Source organism: Streptomyces sp. NBC_00704 (assembly GCF_036226605.1).
Classification (GTDB): Bacteria; Actinomycetota; Actinomycetes; order Streptomycetales; family Streptomycetaceae; genus Streptomyces.
Window position 1 is genome coordinate 198773 of sequence record NZ_CP109000.1, and the last position, 20006, is coordinate 218778.

7 protein-coding genes are annotated in these 20006 nt (G+C 72.5%); 4 read left to right on the forward strand and 3 right to left on the reverse strand.

Annotated elements, in window-relative coordinates; translation table 11 throughout:
* The first annotated feature begins 11 nt into the window (after nucleotides 1-11).
* The 4 genes from OG802_RS00850 to OG802_RS00865 all read left to right on the forward strand — a co-directional run bounded on the left by OG802_RS00850 (nucleotide 12) and on the right by OG802_RS00865 (nucleotide 2758).
* Nucleotides 12-401, forward strand: coding sequence for a cold-shock protein (locus OG802_RS00850; RefSeq protein WP_329406138.1), 390 nt, complete (start codon nucleotides 12-14; stop codon nucleotides 399-401).
* 282 nt (nucleotides 402-683) lie between these two features.
* Nucleotides 684-1538 carry a mycofactocin-coupled SDR family oxidoreductase gene (locus OG802_RS00855; RefSeq protein ID WP_329406140.1) on the forward strand — a complete coding sequence of 285 codons (855 nt, stop codon included), beginning with the start codon at nucleotides 684-686 and terminating at the stop codon, nucleotides 1536-1538.
* Nucleotides 1539-1602: 64 nt separating this feature from the next.
* Nucleotides 1603-1902, forward strand: a complete 300-nt coding sequence (locus OG802_RS00860; RefSeq protein WP_329406142.1) for a hypothetical protein — start codon at nucleotides 1603-1605, stop codon at nucleotides 1900-1902.
* A gap of 346 nt (nucleotides 1903-2248) precedes the next feature.
* Nucleotides 2249-2758: a hypothetical protein gene (locus OG802_RS00865; RefSeq protein WP_329406144.1), complete on the forward strand. Its 510-nt coding sequence runs from the start codon at nucleotides 2249-2251 to the stop codon at nucleotides 2756-2758.
* Between the two features lie 144 nt (nucleotides 2759-2902).
* Here OG802_RS00865 and OG802_RS00870 read toward each other — a convergent pair whose 3' ends face one another.
* The 3 genes from OG802_RS00870 to OG802_RS00880 all read right to left on the reverse strand — a co-directional run bounded on the left by OG802_RS00870 (nucleotide 2903) and on the right by OG802_RS00880 (nucleotide 19939).
* Nucleotides 2903-3685: a thioesterase II family protein gene (locus OG802_RS00870; protein ID WP_329406146.1), complete on the reverse strand. Its 783-nt coding sequence runs from the start codon at nucleotides 3683-3685 to the stop codon at nucleotides 2903-2905.
* A gap of 164 nt (nucleotides 3686-3849) precedes the next feature.
* Nucleotides 3850-5082: a cytochrome P450 gene (locus OG802_RS00875; RefSeq protein ID WP_329406147.1), complete on the reverse strand. Its 1233-nt coding sequence runs from the start codon at nucleotides 5080-5082 to the stop codon at nucleotides 3850-3852.
* 211 nt (nucleotides 5083-5293) lie between these two features.
* Nucleotides 5294-19939 (reverse strand): SDR family NAD(P)-dependent oxidoreductase, encoded by a 14646-nt coding sequence (locus OG802_RS00880; protein ID WP_329406150.1) that lies wholly within the window; start codon nucleotides 19937-19939, stop codon nucleotides 5294-5296.
* Between the last annotated feature and the right edge of the window lie 67 nt (nucleotides 19940-20006).

Genomic DNA, 20006 nt, shown 5'->3' on the forward strand with positions numbered 1-20006 from the left:
TGGCGGAACCCATGCCTGAAGGTCGAGTAGTGAGCTTCGACAGCGTGCACGGCTACGGCTTCGTCAGCCGACCATCGGGTGAGGACGCCTTCATGCACGCGAACGACATCCTCTGCGATCGGCACCTCATCACCCCCGGGGTGCCCGTCCAGTTCGAGGAGACCGAGAGCGAGCGGGGTCTGCGGGCCTTCAACGTACGGCCCCTCCCCCAGGAGCCGTCCGCCGGAACCGCCGGGACGACGTCCGCAGCCGCCGACCGGCGCGTCACGTCCGCCGAACTCCTCCAGGAGTTCACCGACGCGATCATCTTCTGCGCCCCGTCGGTGACGGCAGCCCAGATCGCCCGGCTGCGCGAGCGGCTGCTGCGCGTGGCCCGCGGTCACGGCTGGGTGCCCGACTGACCGTCGCGACCACCGCGCCGGGACCGCCGGAACGGCCACGCGAGGGCCGCCGGCGCGACCACCGGGCGAATCCGCCGACCTGACGACCCCTAGGTCTGCGGTGATCGGCAACCTAGGGGTCGTCCGCCCTCGGCGCACGTGGCTATAAAGAGGCCCGGGGGCGCGGCGAACGGCACCTCGCCGGCACGCCGAGCGGGCCGCCGCACCACCGTGACACCGCACCACCGTGCCGCCGCACCACCGCGCACACGCAACCACTTCCAGTGCCTACGGAGGCGAATCATGGGCCGGGTCGATGGCAAGGTCGTCGCAATCACCGGCGCCGCCCGCGGACAGGGCCGCAGCCACGCGCTGCGCCTGGCCGAGGAGGGGGCGGACATCATCGCGTTCGACATCTGCCGGGACATCCCCGTCGCCGACTACGGCATGTCGACGGGTTCGGAACTCGACGAGACGGCCGACCTGGTCAGGAAGTGCGGACGGCGCGCCGCGGTCCGGCAGGTCGACATCCGCGACCGTGCGGCACTCGACCGGGCGTTCGCCGAGACGGTCGAGGAGCTCGGCCGGCTCGACGCGGTCGTCGCCAACGCCGGCATCAGCCCCGTCGGCATGGACCGGCCGCTCAACGCGTTCACCGACACCGTCGACGTCAACCTGCTCGGCACCATCTCCACCGTGCACGCCGCGCTCCCCCATCTCGCCGACGGCGCGTCGGTCATCGTGATGGGCTCGGTCGCCGGCCTGGCACCGGAGCTGGCGGGCAACGCCGTCGCCGGGCCCGGCGGGTACGGCTACAGCTTCGCCAAGAAGACCCTCGTCGAGTACGTCAACTGGCTCGCCGTGCAGCTCGCCCCGAAGGGCACCCGCGTCAACGCGGTCCACCCGGGCAACGTCGCGACCCGCATGGTGCAGAACGAGTCCACGTACCGCACCTACCGCCCCGACCTCGAGCATCCCACCGAGGCCGACGCGGAGATCCTGTTCCGGAACTTCCACGCGATGGGTGTTCCGCTGCTGGACCCGACCGACATCTCCCACGCCGTGGTCTACCTGGCCTCGGACGAATCGCGGTACCTCACCGGCGTACAGCTGAAGATCGACGCCGGCGCCCTGGCGCAGCGGCAGATCGAACGCTGAACCTCCGGAGAAGGTCCGTCGCCCCACCCGGCCATCCCGGCCACCAACCCAGTATGGAGAACTCATGAGCGCCATCGACGGCAAGTGGTCCATCACCATCGCCTCCCCCATCGGCCCCCAGGAGGGCAGCATCGACGTCACGCGCAACGGCGGGGCGCTCACCGGCACCGCGACGGCGATGGGCAGCACGGTGGGCATCGAGAACGGGCGGCTGGAGGGCGACCGCGCCCAGTTCACCATCAACATGACGCGCCCGATGCCCATGAAGATGGACTTCGACCTGATCGTCGCCGAGGACAACCTGACGGGCGCGACCATCGCGGGGAGCTTCGGCCGGATGACGGTGACCGGGCAGCGCGTCTGACCCGACGTCCATCGGCCCGACCCGCAGGTCCGCCGAAGGCGCCACCGGGCCGGCAGGCCCGCCCGAGGCGCCCACCGGGCCCGTGGAAACCGTGCGACTCGCCCTCTCCATCCCCCGTCGGGGGCGGGCGCACGGTTTCCGCGTCCCCTGTCCCGCACCGCTCCGCTCCCCGCCCGCTCGTCCCCGACGAGCGGCGTACGCATGCGAGGCGACCATGCATGTGGCAGAAGGCCGGCGCGGGCGCCCTCTCGGCTGCTGGGAGGAACTGCTCCGCGGACAGTCGAGCGAACTGATCCTCGTGGTCGGACGTCCCCTTCTCGGACCGCCGGGCGCCGATCTCCGTGCCGTGGCACCGCTGTTGGACACCGAGCACACCGTGTGGCAGGCCCTGGGACGCCCTCCCGGCTACCGCCCCCACGGGCTGGACCTCGACCGCCATGTCGCGCCCTGGCTCGACGACGTGGCCGCCGCGGGCCTCGGCGTCCGCGCCGTGCTCGGCCTCGGGCCCGGCGCACTCTTCGCCGACGTGATCGCCGCGGGCGTCGCCCGGCGCCAGCGCGCCACCCCCGCCGTACTCCAGCCGGGACCCGCGACCACCCTCGCCGAGTCGATCCCGGAGCAGTGCCGCCGCCTCGTCGCGAGCGTCTCGGGGCCCCGCCGACCCCTCGACTCCGGCGCCCTCCGCTCGGCCGCGGGGCTGACGCAGGAGGTACTGAACCTCACGGCGTTCCGCCTCTCGGGCCGGGCCGGGGCGGAGTGGGGCGGAACGGGACGGGGCGGAACGGGACGGCGCGGGACGGGAGAGGGCGGGACGGGACACGGCGGGGGCCAACTGCCGTCGGGACGAGGTGAATAGCGTCCTGAGGCGAGAAGGCCCCCTGTTCCTTCACCCCGTCCGGTCTCCGCCCGGCCCGGTCCGACGGGGGCCGGACCGGCCGGACGGCCGGACGTCTTCCCGGCCGGCCGCTTCAGGGTCGGCCGCTGTCCCCGCCGGCCGTGTTCACAGCCGCCGACTCGTGGGTTCCCCGATGCCGGCGAGCCGGCCGCCCAGGTGGGCGGCCAGTGTCGTCCACTGCTCCACGAGGTAGAAGTGCCCGCCGGGCAGCACGCACAACTCGAAATCCCCGCTCGTGACCGCGCCCCACTGCCCGGCGTCTTCGACCGGGGTACGCGGGTCGCTGTCGCCGACGAACGCGTCGACCGGGATCGTCAGGCGGCGCGCCGGACTGTAGCGGTAGGTCTCCAGAGCCTCGTAGTCCGCCCGGAGCGGGGGCAGGATCATCGCCCGTATGTCGGGGTCGTCCAGCATCGACGAGCCGGTGCCGTCGAGCGCACGCACCTCGCGCATCAGGCCCTGCTCGTCCCGCAGGTGCACCTTCTCGCTCGTGGCACGGCTGGGCGAACGCCGGCCGGAGACGAACAGGCGGTCCGCCCGCAGCCCGGCCCCCTCCTGGAGTTGCAGCGCCACTTCAAAGGCGAGCAGCGCGCCCATGCTGTGGCCGAACAGCGACACCGGACGGCCGTCGTCGCAGGCCAGCACGGCGTCGACGACGCACCGCGCCAGCTGCCTCAGATCCGTCAGGCACGCCTCCCGGTGCCGGTCCTGGCGTCCCGGGTACTGCACCACGCTCACTTCGGCGGCACCGGTGTCGGCGACCGCGCGGGAGAACGGGAAGTAGTAACTGGCCGACCCGCCGGCGTGCGGGAAGCAGATGAGCCGCGGCGCGTTGTCGTCGACGGGGTGATAGCGCCGCAGCCACACTGCGGGGTCTGTGGATGACATCTGGGGTTCTCTGTCCCTTTCCGGAACGGCTTTCGGGGTCGACGGCTGCGAGCGACTTCGTAAGGGCCGCGGCTTGAGGCCGGACCGACTGCCGGGGAACGCCGACGCCGCGGGCGGACTGCCCGGACACCGGCGCCCCGGCGGACCGCCTCATGCCGGCCGGCTCAGGCCAGGACGACCTGGAGCTCTTCGTATCCGTTGAGTCCGATGGCGTCCCGGCGCGTCGGGGCGCCCACCACCTCGATACGGCTGAAGCGCTCCAGGAAGGCCGGGAACAGCACCGAGGCCTCCAGCCGGGCCAGGTTCCCGCCCATGCAGAAGTGCGGGCCCGCGCTGAAGGCGAGGTTGGCGCCCTCACTGCGGGTCAGGTCCAGCCTGCCCGGGTCGGTGAACTGGCGCGGGTCGCGGTTGGCCGCGGCCAGCAGCGCGACGACGAGGTTGCCCGCCGGGACGATCTGGTCGCCCAGCGCGGTGTCCTCCTTCATCACCCGACTGGCGGCCGTGATCGGCGTGTTGAAGCGCAGCAGCTCCTCGACCGCCGTCGGCGTGACGGACGCGTCGCGACGCCACAGTTCCAGCTGGTCCGGGTGGTCCAGCAGCGAGATCAGTCCCGCGCTGATGAGGGACGTGGTGGTCTCGAAGCCCGCGACGAAGAGGAACGTCGCCAGCGACATCGTCTCCTCCGGAGAGAGCCGGGCGTTGTCGCCCTCGCGGACCAGCGTCGAGAGCAGGTCCTCGCGCGGGCTTCTGCGGCGCTCGTCGAGGATGCCGTCGAAGTACTCGCGCAGTTCGAGCGCCGCGGCGTCGGCGCGCGTCAGATCCTCCTCGGAGTAGTAGCCGCCCGCCCAGACCCGCGACCAGTTGTTGGCCACGTGGTAGAAGTGCATGCCGTCCTGGTCCGGGACGCCCAGCATCTCGCTGATGACGGCCACCGGGAACGGGCTGGCCAGCGACGTGATGAGGTCCACCGGGGCGCCACCGTGGGCCAGTTCGACCATGTCGTCGAGGTGACGGCGCATCAGGCGCTCGATGCTGGGCCCCAGGGCGCGCACCGCGGCCGGGGTGAACACCCTGCCCGCGAGCCCGCGCACACGGCTGTGGTCCGGGGGGTCGAGCGTGATCAGGGCGTTGAGGTACATGCGCAGCGCCTCGTGCTCCGCCCAGTCCGGACGCATCGTGCTGGCCGCACGCGGGCCGTTGCGGGTCGTGTTGGCGCGCAGGATCGCGGCGGACTCGGCGTAGCCGGTCACGGCCCACAGGCCGAGCGACGGGCTGCGGTACACGCGGTTGGTCTCCATCAGCACGTCGTAGAGGGGGAACGGGTCCGCGGGCTGCGGCGGACTGAACAGTTCGATCACCGCGTCGTCCGGCGTCACGGTGTTCAGCTCGGTCGTCATCGTGGATCTCCCGGGGCAGGTCGGCGCGATGCAGGAGGCGCGCGTCATGGGCAGGTGCGCGGTTGCGCGCGGGCGAGCCCACGCTAGGGCGGGGGTCCGATGCCGAAGTACCCCTATCGTCCCCCTGAGTCGGGACCACTCCCCGTGCCGGTGCCGCGCCTCCGGCACGGGAAGTGGCCTTTCGCCGCAAGCGGCCGCCCAGCGGCACCGCTCAACCGCCGCTGAGTTCCCCGTCGAGGACCGCGAACAGTTCGTCGTCGCTCGCGTCGTCGAGCACCACCGCCTCCTGTTCCGCACGTTCGGCCTCGGTCCCCGTGGTCCGCGACCGCCAGCGTCGCAGCAGGGATTCGAGCCCGGTCAGGATCGCGTCCCGCTCCTCGGGAGAGGGGGACGCGCTCGTCAGCAGCGCGTCGAGGGTGCTCATCCGGCCCAGCAGCGCGTCGGCGCTGTCCTCGGCCCGCGGCCGCAGCTCCGCGTCGAGCCAGACCGCGGTGAGCCGGGCGGTGGGACGGTCGAAGACCAGTGTGCTGGGCAGTGACAGTCCGGTGTGCCGGCTCAACCGGTTGCGGACCTCGACGGCGGCCATCGAGTCGAAGCCCAGCTCCAAGAAGGCCGTGTCCGCGTCCACGGACTCGGCGTCCACGTGCCCGAGCACCTGCGCCACCTGCTCACGCACCAGACGCAGCAACGACCGCGCGCGGGTCTCGTCGTCCTGCTCGCCCAGCTCGCGCACGAACCGCTCCGGGTCGGCCCGCCGACCGGGCCCTCCTCGCGCGGTCGTGGTCGGCGCCTGTCCGGTGTCCACCGCGTCTTCGTCCGGGACCGATTCCCCCGCGTACGCCCCGTCCGGGAGGGGCACGGCGTGCAGGTCCACCGACGCGGCCGACGCCACGGGCGTCCCGGAGGGCGTCGTCACGGCCAGGCCGGTACCGGTGAACGCCAGGCGCAGGGCGGATGAGGCCGACAGCAATCCGTCCCCGGGCTCCCACCGCACACCACGCCAGGTCGAACCGAGCGGCACGCTGTCCGGGGCAGGGGCAGGGGTCGAGGTCGGGTCCGGGTCCGGGTCCGGGTCCGGGTCCGGGTCCGGGGCTGAGTCCACGTCCAGGTCCGCGTCGGCGTCGACGGCCAGCAGTTGGCAGAGCCCGTCGAGCAGCGCCGGATGGATCCGGTGACCGCTCGTGTCGACGTCCTCCGGCAGCGCCACCTCCACGTACAACCCGGTCTCGCCCTGCCAGGCCGCCTGCACACTCCGGAACTGCGGCCCCAGACGAAATCCCCGGACGGCAAGACGGCGGTACAGGTCGTCGACGTCGAGATTCGTCGTGAGGGTGGGGGGCCAGGGCTCGGGTTCGGTCGCGGCGGGCGGGAGGGATGCGGCGGTCGTCGTGGTGAGGGTGGCGGTTCTGGTGAGGGTTCCGGTGGCGTGGGTGGTCCAGGGTGTGTCGGTGTCGTCGGCGGGGCGGGAGTGGATGCTGACTTCGGCCTGCTCACCGGCGGTGGTGACCTGGACCTGAACGTCCACGTGACCGTGCGCGGGCAGGATCAGTGGCTGGGCGATGATCAGTTCACCGACCTCGGTGTAGTCGGTGACCTCGGCGGCGTGCAGCGCCATGTCCAGCAGAGCCGTCCCCGGCACCAAGGCAACCCCGGCCACCGCGTGATCGGCCAGCCACGGGTGACTGCCCACACCGATCCGGCCCGTCAGCACCGTCGACACACCATCAGCCGTCGTCACCGACGCCGCCAGCAGACCATGACCAGACTCCCGCAGACCGGCCGCACCCACTCCAGCCGACACCCGCCCGGCCCCCGACCCGGACACGGGCTCCGACAACCAGTAGCGGCTGCGCTGGAAGGGGTAGGTGGGCAGGTCGAGGTGGCGGACAGGGGCGGGCAGATGCCAGTCCACGGACACACCGGACACGTGGAGCGTGGCGGCTGCCGTGAGGAGGAGGGTGTGCGCCGTGGGGGCCTGCGGCTTCGGGCGGCGCATCAGCGGGGCGAAGGTCAACTCGTCGGCGTCGTCGAGGGTTTGCCGGGCGAGCGCGGTCAGCACTGCCTCCGGGCCCACCTCCACGAACCGGGTCACACCCAGCCCACGTGCCGTGGCCAGACCGTCCGCGAAACGGACTGCTTCCCGCACATGCCGCACCCAGTAGCCGGGGTCGGTCAGCTCCGCCGACACCACCTGACCGGTCACGTTCGAGACCACCGCCGTCGTCGGCTCGCGATACGTCACGCTCGCGGCGACCTGAGCGAACTCCTCCAGCATCGGATCCATCAACCGGGAGTGGAAAGCGTGCGAGACCGACAGCCGCGTCGCCCGCACCCCGTGCTCGTCAGCCCGCTCGGCCACCCGCTCCAGATCCGCGACCGCACCGGACACCACCACCGCCGCAGGCCCGTTGACGGCCGCAATGTCGACGCCGAGTCCGGCAACCAACTCCTCGACCAGTTCAGGGTCCGCGGCCAGCGCCAGCATCCCCCCGCCCTCCGGCAGCGCCTGCATCAACGACCCACGCGCCGCCACCAGACGCGCCGCATCCTCCAGCCCGAACACCCCCGCCGCATACGCTGCCGATATCTCCCCGACCGAATGCCCCAGCAACACATCCGGACTCACACCCCAGTGCCGCAGGACGGCCACCAGACCCGCCTGCACGGCGAACAAGCCCGACTGCGTGAACACCGTCGCATCCACCAGCAACGGATCCTCGCCCCACACCACCTCACGAAGCGGCCCCGGCAGATGCCGGTCAAGCGCGCCGCACGCCTCATCGAAGGCAGCCGCGAACGTCGGCTCGGCGTCATACAGTTCGCGGCCCATCCCCAGCCACTGCGACCCCTGCCCCGTCAACAACCACCCCGTCCGACCGGAAGACACCCGCCCGCTGATCGCCCCGATCCCCTCCGAAGCGAACGAAGCCAGGTGCGCCAGCGCCTCCTCGCGGTCGGCGGCGACGACCACCGCCCGATGCTCCAGCAGGGCCCGGCCACCCGCCAACGCCACAGCCACCGCACCGACTTCGACATCCTCACGCCGGGACCACCACGAGGCCAGGCGGGCAGCCGAAGCCCTCAGCGCCTCCGGCGACCGTGCCGACAGGGCCACCGTCACCGGTCCCTCGGTCTTCGGCACGGTGAACTGCTCGTCAGTCGCCGCATGTTCGAGGACCACGTGGGCGTTGGTGCCGCTGATGCCGAAGGACGACACCGCCGCCCGCCGCGGGCGATCACCCGGAACCTGCCAGGACCGGACCTCCGTCAGCAGTTCCACCGCTCCGGCCGACCAGTCCACCTGCGATGACGGCGCGTCCACGTGCAGCGTCCGTGGCATCACACCGTGCCGCATCGCCTCCACCAGCTTGATCACACCGGCCACACCGGCTGCCGCCTGTGTATGCCCGAGGTTCGACTTCACCGACCCGAGGTACAGCGGCTGCGCGCCGTCCCGGTCCGTCCCGTAGGTGTCCAGCAGCGCCTGTGCCTCGATGGGATCCCCGAGGCGGGTCCCCGTGCCGTGTGCTTCAACGAGGTCGACGTCCGCGGCGGACAGACCGGCGTTCGCGAGCGCGGTCCGGATCACCCGCTGCTGCGACGGCCCGTTCGGCGCCGTCAGACCGTTGGACGCACCGTCCTGGTTGACCGCCGAACCGCGCACCACCGCGAGAACCGGATGCCCCAGCCTGCGGGCGTCCGACAGCTTCTCGACCAGCAGCAGTCCGACGCCTTCCCCCCATCCGGTCCCGTCCGCCGCCTCGGCGAACGCCTTGCAGCGTCCGTCCACCGACAGACCGCGCTGGCGGCTGAACTCGACGAAGGTCTCCGGCGTCGACATCACCGTGGCGCCGCCGGCCAGCGCCAGGGAGCATTCGCCGGACCGCAGGGCCTGGGCCGCGAGGTGCAGGGCGACGAGCGACGAGGAGCAGGCGGTGTCCACCGTGACGGCCGGGCCTTCGAAGCCGAAGACGTACGACACGCGGCCGGAGAGGACGCTGCCGAGCGTGCCGTTGCCGACGTAACCGGCCACCTCGTCGGGGATCTGTCGCATCCTGGAGCCGTAGTCCTGGTAGGAGGTGCCCGTGAACACGCCCGTGTCGCTGCCGACCAGGGTGGCGGGGTCGATGCCGGCCCGTTCGAGGGCCTCCCAGGTCGTCTCCAGGAAGAGGCGCTGCTGCGGGTCCATGGCCAGTGCCTCGACCGGGCTGATGTTGAAGAAGGCCGGGTCGAACCGGTCGACGCCGGAGAGGAACGCTCCGCTGCGGGTGTAGGTGTGGCCGGGCTTGCCCGGTTCGGGGTCGTAGAGGCGTGCCAGGTCCCAGCCGCGGTCGGCCGGGAAGTCGGAGACCGCGTCGACGCCGTCGGCGACCAGGCGCCACAGGTCTTCCGGCGAGGTCACTCCGCCGGGGAAGCGGCATGCCATCGACACGATCGCGATCGGTTCGTCGGCGGCGGCCGCCGAAGCGGTCCCGCGGAGGGCGGCGGTCGCCGCGGGAGCGGTGCCGGACACCTCGGCGACCAGGTGGCGTGCGAGCGCGCGCAGCGTCGGATGGTCGAAGAGCAGGCCGGCCGGCAGGCGCAGACCGGTCGCCGCGCCGAGCCGGTTGCGCATCTCGATCGTCGTGAGGGAATCGAAGCCGAACTCCGAGAAGGGGCGATCGGGTTCCAGGGCCGTCCCCTCCGGGTGGCCCAGCACCTTGGCCGCCTGTTCCTGGACGGCGCGGAGGGCGATGTCGAGCCGTGCCGCCGCCGGTGCGGCGGTGAGCTGACGGGCGAGTCGTCCGCCTGCCGCACGCCGGGCGGCGGCCCGGGCGGTCGCGGCGCGGAACAGCCCGTTCAGCAGCGGCGCCCGCTGCCCCGCGTGGTCCACCACGGCCGGCAGCAGCGGGGTCGCGACGACCGACGGTTCCCCCAGCGCGACCGCGACGTCGAACAGGGCGAGACCTTGAGCGACGGTGAGGGCGGGCAGGCCGACGCGCGCGCCGCGCTCCTGTTCCGCCGGGTCGAGGGCCGCGCCCATGCCGCCGCCCTCCCAGAGCCCGTACGCGATCGAGACCGCGGGCAGGCCCAGCCGGCGGCGGTGTTCGGCAAGGCCGTCGAGGAAGCCGTTGGCGGCGGCGTAGTTCGTCTGGCCGCCCGAGCCGAGCACCGCGGCGACCGAGGAGAACATCACGAACGCCCGCAGCGGCAGATTCCTGGTGAGGTCGTGCAGGGTCCAGGCCGCGGCAGCCTTCGGCGCCCACGCGGCGTCGAGCCCGTCCTCCGTCTGCTCGCTCAGCACGCCGTCGTGCAGCACACCGGCCGTGTGCACGACGCCGGTCAGATCGCCGACGGTCGACAGCAGTCCGGCGAGGGCTTCGCGGTCGGCGACGTCGCAGGCGACGGCCCGGACGTCGGCTCCCGCGTCCCGCAGTTCGGCGAGGAGTTCCGCCGCGCCCGGGGCCGCCGGGCCGCGCCGGGACGCGAGGACCAGCTTGCGTACCCCGTGCCCGGTCACCAGTCTGCGGGCGACGAGCGCGCCCAGGCTTCCCGTGCCACCGGTGACCAGCACCGTGCCTTCGCCCCAGTCCGGGCCGTCTCCGGCCGGGGACCGCCGCCGCAACCGGGCCACGTGCCAGGTCCCGTCCACCGGCCGCCGCCACTCCGGCTCCACCGCAGTGGCCAGCGTCCGCCAGGTCCGGTCGTCGAGGAGCGACGCGTCGTCAGCCACGTCAAGGCCCACCAGGACGAAACGCCCCGGGTGTTCCATCTGCGCGGCGCGTACCAGTCCGGCCACTGCGGAGGCGGCGGGCGCTGAGGCGCCGGGAGCGTCGTCGTCGCAGACGGTGGCGATCACGAGCGTGCTGCTGTCCCTGGCCGGGTCGGCGACCCACCCTCGCAGCGCGGCGAGCACGGCACCCGTCAGCGAACGGGCCGTCGCCGCGTCGGAAGTCCTCGGGAGCGGGCAGACGCAGACGACGACATCTCCTGCCGCGTCCGCCACTTCGTCCGGTCCGACGACCGCGACCGGGCCGACCGCTCCGGGATCGCGCTCGGGCTCGGGCTCGGGCTCGGGGAGCAGGGTCGCCGTCCAACGCAGCTGGTACAGAGCATCCGTTGTGGACGTCGCCATGCTGACGGCGGTCAACTCGGCGCGGCTCACCGGCCGCAGCTCCAGCGCTGCCACCGCGCCCACCGCCGCCCCGTCCTCGTCGAGCAGCGACAGCCGGCCATCGCGGAACGAAACCCGCAGCGTCCCCGTACCGCTGCCCGCCGCGACCGTGATGCCGCGCCAGGACGCGGCCACCATCGCGGAATCGGCCGACGTGGACGACGACTCTTCCAGCGCAGCACCGTCCAGCATCGTTCCGTCCAGCGCCGTTCCGTCCAGCGCCGTGACAACCTGGCAGACGCCGTCCAGCAGGGCGGGATGGAGAACGAACGAGGACGCGTCCGATCTGGCGTCGGGCGTCTCGGGAAGCACCGACTCGACGTAGAGATCGGCCCCGTCCCGCCATGCGGCCCGCACCGTCCGGAACGCCGGTCCGTATGCGTGCCCCCGACGGGCGAGCGCTTCGTAGATCGTGTCGGGGTCCAGCGGTTCGGCTCCCGGCGCGAGCCACTCCGTGGGGGCGGCCGTCGGGCTCTCGGGGGCCAGCGTGCCGGAGGCGCAGCGGACCCACTCGGCTCGCTCTCCGCTCCGGACGTACACGCCGAGGCCCCGGCGGCCCGAGTCATCGGCCGCCCCCACGCTCACCTGCACGAATGTGGCTGCGCTCTCCGACAGGACGACGGGCGCACCGAGGTCCAGCTCCTCCACGGTCGCACAGTCCACCTCCAGGGCGGCCCGAAGCGCGAAGTCCACGAGCACCGAAGGCGGCAGGACCGAGACGCCGTTCACGTCGTGGTCGGCGAGCCAGGGATGGCTCTCGACGGAGAGACGTCCGGTGAGGACCGCGCCCCCCGTCTCGGCGACCGTCACTGCCGCACCCAGCAACGGGTGCCCCGTCGGCGACTGCCCCGTCCGCCGGGGGTCAGCGTCCGCGGGCACCGAATCCTGCCAGTAGCGGCTGCGCTGGAAGGGGTAGGTGGGCAGGTCGAGGTGGCGGGCGGGGGCAGGCAGGTGCCAGTCCACGGCCACACCGGACACGTGGAGGACGGCGGCCGCGTTCAGCAAGGTGGCCTGCGCCGAGGTGCCCTCCTTGGGGCGGCGCATCAGCGGGGCGAACGTCAACTCGTCGCTGTTCTCGAGACCTTGGCGAGCGAGGGCGGTCAGTACCGCCTCGGGACCCACCTCCACGAACCGGGTCACGCCCAGCGCTCCGGCCGTGGCCAGGCCGTCGGAGAACCGGACGGCCTCACGCACGTGCCGCACCCAGTAGCCGGGGTCGGTCAGCTCCGCCGACACCGCCTGACCGGTCACGTTCGAGACCACCGTGGTCGCGGGTTCGCGGTAGGTCACCGTGGCCGCGACGTCGGCGAAGTCCTCCAGCATCGGCTCCATCAGCCGGGAGTGGAAGGCGTGCGAGACCGACAACCGCGTCGCCCGCACCCTGTGCTCGTCAGCCCGCTCGACCACCTGCTCCAGATCCGCGACCGCACCGGACACCACCACCGCCGCAGGCCCGTTGACGGCGGCGATGTCCACGGCAAGTCCCGAGATCAACTCCTCGGCCCGCTCACGGCCGGCGGCCAGCGCCAGCATGCCCCCGCCCTCCGGCAGCGCCTGCATCAACGACCCACGCGCCGCCACCAGACGCGCCGCATCCTCCAGCCCGAACACACCCGCCGCATACGCAGCCGAGATCTCCCCGACCGAATGGCCCAGCAGCACATCCGGACTCACACCCCAGTGCCGCAGGACGGCCACCAGACCCGCCTGCACGGCGAACAAGCCCGCCTGCGTGAACACCGTCGCGTTCACCAACGACGCATCCTCCCCCCACACCACCTCACGAACCGGCCCCGGCATATGCCGGTCAAGCGCCTCGCACGCCTCGTCGAAAGCAGTCGCGAACACCGGCTCGGCCGCACACAACTCCCGGCCCATCCCCAGCCACTGGGACCCCTGCCCCGTGAACAGCCATCCCGTCCGCCCGGCGGACACCCGGCCGACCACGGCATCGGGCGTGCCTGCCGCGAACGAGGTCAGCGATGCGAGCGCCTCCTCACGCGACGAGGCGAGGACGACCGCCCGGTGTTCCAGTGCGGCACGCCCGTCCGTCAACGCCGAGGCCACCGCGGTGACTTCGACGTCGTCCCGCTCGGACCACCACGACGCCAGACGAGCAGCCGATGCCGTGAGCGCCTCCGGCGACCGCGCCGACAGAGCGACCGCCACTGTTCCGTCAGACGAATCCCCCGGCGCGGGCGACTCCAGCTGCTCCGGGGCCTGTTCGATGATCACGTGGGCGTTGGTGCCGCTGATGCCGAACGACGACACCGCCGCCCGCCGCGGACGATCACCAGCAGCAGGCCAGTCCCGCGCCTCCGTCAGCAGCTCCACCGCACCCGCCGACCAGTCCACCTGCGACGACGGAGCGTCCACATGCAACGTCCGCGGCATCACACCGTGCCGCATCGCCTCCACCAGCTTGATCACACCAGCGACACCCGCCGCCGCCTGCGTATGCCCCAGATTCGACTTCAACGACCCCAGGTACAGGGGACGTTGATCCTCCCTCCCCTGCCCGTACGTCGCCAGCAAGGCCTGCGCCTCGATCGGATCGCCGAGCCGGGTCCCGGTCCCGTGGGCTTCGACCAGGTCGACATCGGCCGCGGTCAGCTGCGCGTTGGCCAGCGCGGCCCGGATCACCCGCTGCTGCGACGGCCCGTTCGGCGCCGTCAAGCCGTTGGACGCACCGTCCTGGTTCACCGCCGAACCCCGCACCACCGCCAGCACCGGATGCCCCAGCCTGCGCGCGTCCGACAACCGCTCCAGCAACAGCAGACCCGCACCCTCACCCCACCCCGTACCGTCCGCAGCCTCCGCGAACGCCTTGCACCGACCGTCCACCGACAGACCCCGCTGCTGACTGAACTCCACGAACGTCTCCGGCGTCGACATCACCGTCACCCCACCGGCCAACGCCAGCGCACACTCCCCCGAACGCAACGCCTGAGCCGCCAGATGCAACGCCACCAGCGACGACGAACACGCCGTGTCCACCGTCACCGCCGGACCCTCCAGACCGAAGACGTACGACACGCGTCCGGAGACGATCGCGCCGCTGCTCGTGCCCGGCCCGTAGTCGTGGTACATGACGCCCGCGAAGACGCCTGTGCGGCTGCCCTTGAGGGCGATCGGATCGATGCCCGCGCGCTCGAAGGCCTCCCAGGACGTCTCCAGCAGCAGGCGCTGCTGCGGGTCCATGGTCACGGCCTCGGTCGGGCTGATGTTGAAGAAGGCCGGGTCGAACTGGTCGGCGTCGTGCAGAAACGCTCCGTGCCGGGAGTAGGTCCTGCCCTCGACGCCCGGCTCGGGGTCGTAGAGGGCGTCGAGGTCCCAGCCGCGGTCGGCCGGGAACGCCGAGACCGTGTCACGCCCCTCGGCGATCAGCCGCCACAGCTCCTCCGGGGTAGCGACCCCGCCCGGGTAGCGGCAGGCCATGGACACGATCGCGATCGGGTCGTCGTCCAGGACGGTGGTCGCGGGGGCCGTGCCGATCTGGGGAGCCGCCCGCCCTTCGATTTCGTCCAGGAGGTGCCGGCTCAGTACGTGGGCGGTGGGGTAGTCGAAGAGCAGCGTGGCGGGCAGGCGGACCTCGGTCGCGGCGGCGAGCCGGTTGCGCATCTCGATCGTGCTGAGGGAGTCGAATCCCAGCTCGGAGAAGGGGCGTTGCGGGTCGACCGCGGCGGCGTCGTCGTATCCGAGGAGAGCCGCGGCCTGGGTTCGGACGAGTTCGAGGACCGTGCCGAGGCGGTCGTCGGGGTCGACCCCGGCGAGCTTCCGGGCCAGTGCGCGCGAGTCGCCCACCGTCGCCCGTGCGGACCGGCGCCCGGTCCCGCTCCCGGTGCCGCGGAACAACTCGGCCAGCAGGGGCCCGCGTTGTCCGGCGTGCTGTGCCAGCTGGGGCAGCAGCCTGGCGGCCACGACGACGTCGTCCCCGCCCTCCATCGCCCGGTCGAAGGCCGCCAGGGCCTCGGCAGTGGTCAGAGCCGGGAGTCCGGCCTGCTCGGTGCGGCGCAGTTCCGTCGCGTCGAGCGCGGCGCCCATGCCGACCTCGCCCCACAGGCCGAAGGCGATCGACGTGGCCCGGCGGCCTTCGTCCCGGAGGCGTGCGGCCAGGCCGTCGAGGTAGGCGTTGGCCGCCGCGTAGTTGGCCTGGCCCGCCGCGCCGAGCACGCCGGAGATCGAGGACACCAGGACGAAGGCGGACAGGTCGCGTTCGCGTGTGAGTTCGGCCAGGTGGTCGGCTGCCGTCGCCTTGGGACGCCAGACCCGCTCGTGCCGCTGTGGTGTCAGTTCGGTCAGCACGGCGTCGTCGAGGACGCCCGCGGCGTGCACCACGGCTGCGAGGTCCGGGACGGTGTCCAGGACGGCGGCAAGGCCGGCCCGGTCGCCGACGTCGCAGGCGACGGCCCGCACCCGGGCTCCCGCAGCGGTCAGCTCCGCCACGAGCCCGGCGGCCCCGGAGGCGTCGGGGCCGGAACGGGACAGCAGCACGACCTCAGCGACCCCGTGCTCGACGACCAGGTGCCGGGCGATCGCGGCCCCGACCCCGCCCGTGCCGCCGGTGACGAGCACGGCGCCCGCACCCCAGGCGGGCGGGGCGACGGCGGCAGACGAAGCGACCGGGGTCGTGGCCGCGTCGGGGCTCGCCGGGGCCGCGGGGTTCGCGATGATCGCGGTGGTCGCGGGGGTCGCAGGTGTCGCACGGGTGAGGCGTGGCACGGACCAGTCGCCGCCCCTCAGCCTCCACTCGGGTTCTCCGGAGACGGCGACGGCGTGCCACACCGAGGGCGCGAGCGCGTCGGCATCGTCCACGTCGGCGAGGACGAAGCGCTCCGGGTGCTCGGCCTGCGCCGCCCTGACCAGGCCCGCCACACCGGCCCGCATCGGTCCGTCGGACGTGGCGCGGTCGGCGGCGACGATCAGGACGGCGTCGCGCCGGTCCTCGTCAGCCAGCCACTCCTGGAGTGCCGTGGTGACCCGCACGACGGGTTCGTCGCCTCCGGCGCGGAGCACGACCACGGCACCACGCGCAGCGGCCAGGGCATCCGCCGCGACCACGGGCACCGGCAGCCGTTCTCCGGGTTCCGGCAGACGGGCCGGTGTCCAGGTGATCCGGTGCAGTACGTCGGAACGGCCCGCGGCACCGGCGAGGTCGGCCGCCGTGACGGGACGCACCACAAGCTCGTCCACCTCGCCGACCGGACGTCCGTCCTCGTCCGCGAGCCTCATCCGGCCACCGGCGTCCACGGCGACCCGCAGCCGGGACGCACCCGCCGTCCAGAGGGTGACGCCGTGCCAGGAGAACGGCAGAGCGGGCCCGCCTTCAGGGTCGGGGCGACCGAGGTGGACCCCGTGCAGGGCCGCGTCGAGCAGGGCCGGGTGCAGTCCGAACGCCTGCGCGTCGGCGTCCTCGGGCAGCGCGACGTCCACGAACACGTCGTCGCCGCGCCGCCACACTTCCCGTAGTCCCTGGAACGTCGGCCCGTACTCGTAGCCGTCGGCGGCGAGAGCGGCGTACGGATCGCCCGTCACGACCCCTTCCGCCCCGGCGGGCGGCCAGACAGCCAGGTCGAAGTCCGCGGGGCGGTCGTCCCCGGCCGCGATGGTGCCCTGCGCGTGGCACACCCACTCCGCACCGTCGTGACGGGAGTGCACGGTCAGCTCGCGCCGTCCCTCGTCGTCGGCCCCGCCGACCACGACCTGGATCTGGACGCCGCCCCGCTCGGGCAGCACCAGCGGGGCGACCAAGGTGACCTCCTCGACCCGGTCACAGCCCACCTCGTCACCGGCCCGCAGGGCGAGTTCGACGAACGCCGTACCCGGAAGAAGAACGGTGCCGTTCACCGCATGATCGGCGAGCCAAGGCTCGGCCTCGATCGAGAGGCGTCCGGTGAGGATCGTCCCGCCGGTGTCCGCGACCGATACCGCCGCCCCCAAAAGAGGATGGATCACAGCGACGAGGCCACGGCTGCCGGCGTCCATGCCCCGCTCGGCCGCGGGCAGCCAGTAACGGCTGCGCTGGAAGGGGTAGGTCGGCAGGTCGAGGTGGCGGGCGGGGGCCGGCAGGTGCCAGTCCACGGAAACACCGGACACGTGAAGCGTGGCGGATGCTCTCAGCAACGTGGTCTGGGCCGAGATGCCTTCCTTGGGACGGCGCATCAGCGGGGCGAAGGTCAACTCGTCGACATCGTCGAGGGTTTGGCGGGCGAGCGCGGTCAGGACGGCCTCCGGGCCCACCTCCACGAACCGCGTCACACCCAGCCCACGGGCCGTGGCCAGACCATCGGAGAACCGGACGGCCTCACGCACGTGCCGCACCCAGTAGCCGGGGTCGGTCAGCTCCGCCGACACCGCCTGACCGGTCACGTTCGAGACCACCGGAACGCCCGGCTCTCGATACGTCACCGTCGCGGCGACCTGAGCGAACTCCTCCAGCATCGGCTCCATCAACCGGGAGTGGAAGGCGTGCGAGACCGACAACCGCGTCGCCCGCACCCCCGCCTCAGCAGCACGGGCCGCCACCTGCTCCAGATCCGCGACCGCACCGGACACCACCACCGCCGCAGGCCCGTTGACGGCCGCAATGTCGACGCCGAGTCCGGCAACCAACTCCTCGACCCGCTCACGACTATCTGCCAGCGCCAGCATGCCCCCGCCCTCCGGCAGCGCCTGCATCAACGACCCACGCGCCGCCACCAGACGCGCCGCATCCTCCAACCCGAACACACCCGCCGCATACGCAGCCGAAATCTCCCCGACCGAATGCCCCAGCAGCACATCCGGACTCACACCCCAATGCCGCAGAACGGCCACCAAACCCGCCTGCACAGCGAACAAGCCCGCCTGCGTGAACACCGTCGCATCCACCGACGACGCATCCTCACCCCAAACCACCTCACGAAGCGGCCCCGGAAGATGCGGGTCGAGCGCGCCGCACGCCTCATCAAAAGCGGCCGCGAACACCGGCTCGGCGTCATACAGTTCGCGGCCCATCCCCAGCCACTGCGACCCCTGCCCCGTGAACAACCACCCCGTCCGGCCCCCCGACACCCGCCCCGTGACGGCTGTTCCGACACCCTCCGCGTCCGATGGGAACGACCCCAGCCCGGCCAGCGCCTCCTCGCGCGAGGAAGCGACGACCACCGCCCGGTGCTCCAGCACGGCACGCCCATGCCTCAACGCCGCTGCCACCTCGGCGACTTCGGCGTCGTCCCGCTCGGTCCACCACGAGGTCAGAGCGGCGGCCGATGCCGTCAACGCCTCCGGTGACCGGGCCGACAGAGCGACCGCCACCGGGCCGTGCGAGCGGGCTTGGGACTCGGTCGACTCACCTTCTTCAGCGGGCTGTTCGATGATGATGTGGGCGTTGGTGCCGCTGATGCCGAACGACGACACCGCCGCCCGCCGCGGACGATCACCGACAACAGGCCAGTCCCGCGCCTCCGTCAGCAGCTCCACCGCTCCCGCCGACCAGTCCACCTGCGACGACGGAGCATCCACATGCAACGTCCGCGGCATCACCCGATGCCGCATCGCCTCCACCAGCTTGATCACACCAGCGACACCCGCCGCCGCCTGCGTATGCCCCAAGTTGGACTTCACAGATCCCAGATACAGCGGATCCCCGCCGTCCCGGTCCCGGCCGTACGTCGCCAGCAGGGCCTGCGCCTCGATCGGATCGCCGAGCCGGGTCCCGGTCCCGTGGGCTTCGACCAGGTCGACATCGGCCGCGGTCAGCTGCGCGTTGGCGAGTGCAGCCCGGATCACCCGCTGCTGGGACGGCCCGTTCGGCGCCGTCAAGCCGTTCGACGCACCGTCCTGGTTCACCGCCGAACCCCGCACCACCGCCAGCACCGGATGCCCCAGCCTGCGCGCGTCCGACAACCGCTCCAGCAACAGCAGACCCGCACCCTCACCCCACCCCGTACCGTCCGCAGCCTCCGCGAACGCCTTGCACCGCCCGTCCACCGACAAACCCCGCTGCTGACTGAACTCCACGAACGTCTCCGGCGTCGACATCACCGTCACCCCACCGGCCAACGCCAGCGCACACTCCCCCGAACGCAACGCCTGAGCCGCCAGATGCAACGCCACCAGCGACGACGAACACGCCGTGTCCACCGTCACCGCCGGCCCCTCCAGACCGAAGGTGTAGGCGACTCTGCCGGAGACGACGCTGCCGCCGCTGGTGCTGCCGTCGTCGTCGCCGAGGCCGTAGTCGTGATACATGACGCCCGCGAAGACTCCCGTACGGCTGCCCTTGAGACTGTTGTGCGGGATGCCGGCGCGTTCGAAGGCCTCGTGGGCCACCTCCAGCAGCACGCGCTGCTGCGGGTCCATGATCAGGGCTTCGCTCGGGCTGATGTTGAAGAAGCCGGGGTCGAAGCGGTCGGCGTCGTGCAGGAAGCCGCCTTCGCGCGTGTAGCACTTCCCGTCGGCGCCGGGCTCGGGGTCGTACAGGCCGTCGAGGTCCCAGCCGCGGTTCGTGGGGAACGGCGAGACCGCGTCGCGGCCCTCGACGATCAACCGCCACAGTTGCCCGGGAGTGGCGACGCCGCCCGGAAACCGGCAGGCCGCCGACACGATCGCGATCGGCTCCCGCGCGGCGGCGAGGTGCGCGTCATGGGCTTCGCGCAGCTTCTCGTTCTCGATGAGGGAGTTGCGAAGTGCCTCGACCAGCTGGTCAACCTGGGTGTCCACGAGTCCTCGTGTTCTGCTCGGTGTGCTCGACGCTGTGCGCGGCCGGGTCGGCTGGACCTGGCCCTGT

What these genes read in the sequence shown, in the direction of transcription:
- OG802_RS00850 (WP_329406138.1), top strand. Translation starts at nt 12, where the DNA reads ATGCCTGAAGGTCGAGTAGTGAGCTTCGACAGCGTGCACGGCTACGGC.
- OG802_RS00855 (WP_329406140.1), top strand. Translation starts at nt 684, where the DNA reads ATGGGCCGGGTCGATGGCAAGGTCGTCGCAATCACCGGCGCCGCCCGC.
- OG802_RS00860 (WP_329406142.1), top strand. Translation starts at nt 1,603, where the DNA reads ATGAGCGCCATCGACGGCAAGTGGTCCATCACCATCGCCTCCCCCATC.
- OG802_RS00870 (WP_329406146.1), bottom strand. Translation starts at nt 3,685, where the DNA reads ATGTCATCCACAGACCCCGCAGTGTGGCTGCGGCGCTATCACCCCGTC.
- OG802_RS00875 (WP_329406147.1), bottom strand. Translation starts at nt 5,082, where the DNA reads ATGACGACCGAGCTGAACACCGTGACGCCGGACGACGCGGTGATCGAA.